This is a genomic window from Pseudoalteromonas sp. (assembly GCF_041629635.1).
Lineage (GTDB): Bacteria > Pseudomonadota > Gammaproteobacteria > Enterobacterales > Alteromonadaceae > Pseudoalteromonas.
On the sequence record NZ_JBFKMX010000223.1, the window covers coordinates 1 to 3,483 of the forward strand.

General features: G+C 37.3%; 1 protein-coding gene. It reads left to right on the top strand.

Annotated features, from left to right (window positions below):
* Window positions 1-2,385, top strand: a 2,385-nt coding sequence (locus tag ABYD77_RS18315) for a methyl-accepting chemotaxis protein (protein WP_372771533.1), incomplete at its 5' end; no start/stop codon positions are given.
* Between the last annotated feature and the right edge of the window lie 1,098 nt (window positions 2,386-3,483).

Consider the following 3,483-nt stretch of genomic DNA (forward strand, 5'->3'; position numbering starts at 1 on the left):
CGTGATGGCTTAATTGCTTTCAAAACGTCAAATTACAATACTCAACAAGGCGATAAAGCAGTAACAGGAATTGACCGTCCGGTTGTAAGTGCGCTTAATCAATTAACCACAGAAATCAATAAAATTAGCCAATCTGAAACTCAGCGGCTATCTGCAAAAAAAGACGATTTAATTAAAAAAACCTTTATTGGCTTATCTATTATTACTGTAATAACCGTCACTTTGTTATTTAGATTTATACAAGTATTGATAACACAACCAATCAATATTGCAGCAAATATTGCAAGCGAAATTGCAAGTGGCAACCTAAATAACCGGATTGAAAGACACAAACGTGATGAAATTGGTCTACTTCTTAAAGCGCTTTCTCGCATGCAAGAAAATTTAAATACCGCAAATTCAGAGTTAAAAGCACAAATTAATGAGCAACAACGCCTAGCAAAAATTAATGGCAGAATTAAACAAGCATTAGATAATGTTGCAACCCCTGTATTACTCTGCGATGTAAACAACCGCGTTATTTACGCAAATCATAAATGTAATGAGCTTTTAAACAAACATTTTCAAAACATTAGTGTAAGCCAACCGAATTTTAATCCAGCAAATTTAATCAACTCTGCAAGCAGTTTATTGTTTGATGGTCAAGAACAGTATAATCAGCTATCCCTTTCATCACAGCAACAGGTTGAATGTGAACTTACCTATCAAAATACCATTTTATCTGTGATTGCAGGTCCAGTAACTGATGACAGTGCAGCCATAATTGGTGTGGTATATGAATTTGTCGATTTAACTGAACAGCGCCTTGCAGAACAACAAGTAGACAGCATTATTACTGCTGCTGTGTCTGGTCAACTTGAAACACGAATAAACTGTGATGAATTCTCCGGCTTTATGTTCACGCTTGCCAATGGCATTAACCAAATGCTTGACGCAATTGTAAGGCCAATTCATCAAACACAAAATTACCTTACACTAATTGGTAACGGCAACATACCAAAACACATTGAAGGTGATTATCAAGGTGATTTCTTATTAATTAAGCAAAGCCTTGAACAATCGTGCTTTGCGATTGCCAAATTAATTGAAGACACCAATGAGATTGTTAATAGCGCATCTATTGGCGAACTTACCAAACGTGCAAATGCAGACAGCCATAAGGGAGATTATCAAAAGATTATTAGCGGTATAAATGCAACCTTGGATGCAATTGTAACACCCATTAACCAAACATCACGTTACTTAAACGACATTGCTAACGGCCAAATCCCTAAACAGATCAGTAATGATTACCAAGGGGATTTTTTACAAGTAAAACAAAGCCTGCAAATAAGCTGCTCAGCAATAGAACGTTTAATTTCAGATACCAACACTCTTGTAGATGCAGCATCAAATGGCACACTCACGGTAAGGGTTGATAGCCAAGAGCATAGCGGTGATTTTGCCAAAATTGTTATTGGCATTAATGACACACTGGATGCCATTACAAAACCATTACAAGAATGCCAAGAAGTAATGCAAGCGTTAGCCATTGGTGATTTATCAAAATCTGTAAATGGTGACTACAGTGGCGACTTTAATAAATTAAAACAATCTGTAAATACCAGTGTTGATAATTTATCTGCCTTGGTTAAACAAATTTCAAACACTGCGTCACATATCACAAATTCTGCTGATGACATAAAGCATGGCATTAATGATTTAAGTAGTCGCACCGAATCACAAGCAGCATCGATTGAAGAAACCACAGCTTCAATGCATGAAATTACAGAAACAGTAAGACGTAACTCTGAAAACGCACAAGTTGCCAATATGCTAGCAGCAAATGCAGACGAACAAGCGCAAGAAGGTGGTCGTTTAGTTGGCGATACTGTAAGTGCTATGAAAGAAATAAGCACAAGTTCCGCACAAATTTCTAATATTATTGAAGTAATTAATGAAATTGCATTTCAAACTAATTTACTCGCACTTAATGCCGCTGTAGAAGCTGCTCGTGCAGGTGAAAAAGGTAAAGGCTTTGCCGTGGTTGCGGCAGAAGTTAGAACACTTGCCCAGCGCAGTGCTAATGCATCAAAAGATATCGCCGGTTTACTTAATGACAGCGCTTTAAAAGTAGAACATGGTATGAAGTTAGCTATTCAATCAGGTGACACGCTTGCATCAATTGTCAGCGGCATTCAGGAATTATCGAGTAATATGGCAAATATTGCTGATGCAAGCGCTGAACAAGCAAGTGGTATCAACCAAATCAATACAGCCATAAAGCAAATGGATTCAATTATTCAACAGAATAAAGGGCTTGTAGAAAGAGCCAATGAATCAAGCAACAATATGGCAGAGCACGCAAACGAGCTTAAGTTTTTAATGGCGAAGTTTTCACATTAAAACAGCTTATCGTTTTTAGCGGGTCGTAACGTTCAGGTGAAGAAATTGATACTTCACCTGAAATACGTAAATGAGCGAACAACGGACGTTGGAAGTTTTTGTAATTCACTCCCGATAACTATTTTAAATTTTATGTATATCGATACAGTTATAAGTGAATTCGCCAATCATTTTATCAATTGGCTCGTTATGTAAATTATAAACATTCTCGGCTATCTCATTTATGAAATTATAACTAGTTAAACTTAAATCCTTTAATTACGCTCATTTTACATAGCGAGTCATAAAATTTCTCGGTTATGCCAATTCTCGTTTCCTCCAAGTCAAATAGCCATTGAGTGTTTAAATGAAAGTTGATAACCTATTAATATATACAAATAAAACGTATTAGCGTTCAGAGCTCGTGGGCGATATTCAATTTGGGATAACCGAGAATTCTCACTAATACACTGTTAAGTGCTAGTGAGAATTATGCAGCGTCCATATAAATCCATAAATGAGATTCCTTTTGATTCACCAGAATCTGAAGTAATTGAAAGATTTGGATCACCAGTTAGAACTGGAGTGAACTCTATTGGATTAAAAGAGCTCGACTATGGAGAGAGTATCTATCGAATTGACTCTAGCGGTAAACTCGTTGAGGTCACGGTTAATCTCGAGAAGTTGGCATTAGACTCTGAGGTCGTTCAATTCTGTGATCTCGAAGGCTACCTAACTAAGAACGACGCAGGTATGTTCAATAAATTCGGATTCCTTGTTAGCCCAAAGTTTAGATTTGCTTTCGACCCAGATCAAAAGCATTGGATAACGTTCTTTCGAGAAAGTGGGCTAGAGGATTGGCGCAATATATGAAAATGCACTTAACAAGGCCAAGCATAAGGGATAGCGCAAGCTGTCATAAAATTTGAAACAAATTTTCCGCCAGCTGGCACTACCCATGTTGGCGGCGTTACGAATGACAGCTTCTGGCACTTAGCGACTATTAAACACCCTAGTTTGTACACTTTTATATCACATCGAGTAGCGATTTAATTAAAGTAACTCAAAAAAGGGGTCAGTAAACTGACCCATTTTTTTAGCCGATTCCGCCTTTCGTTA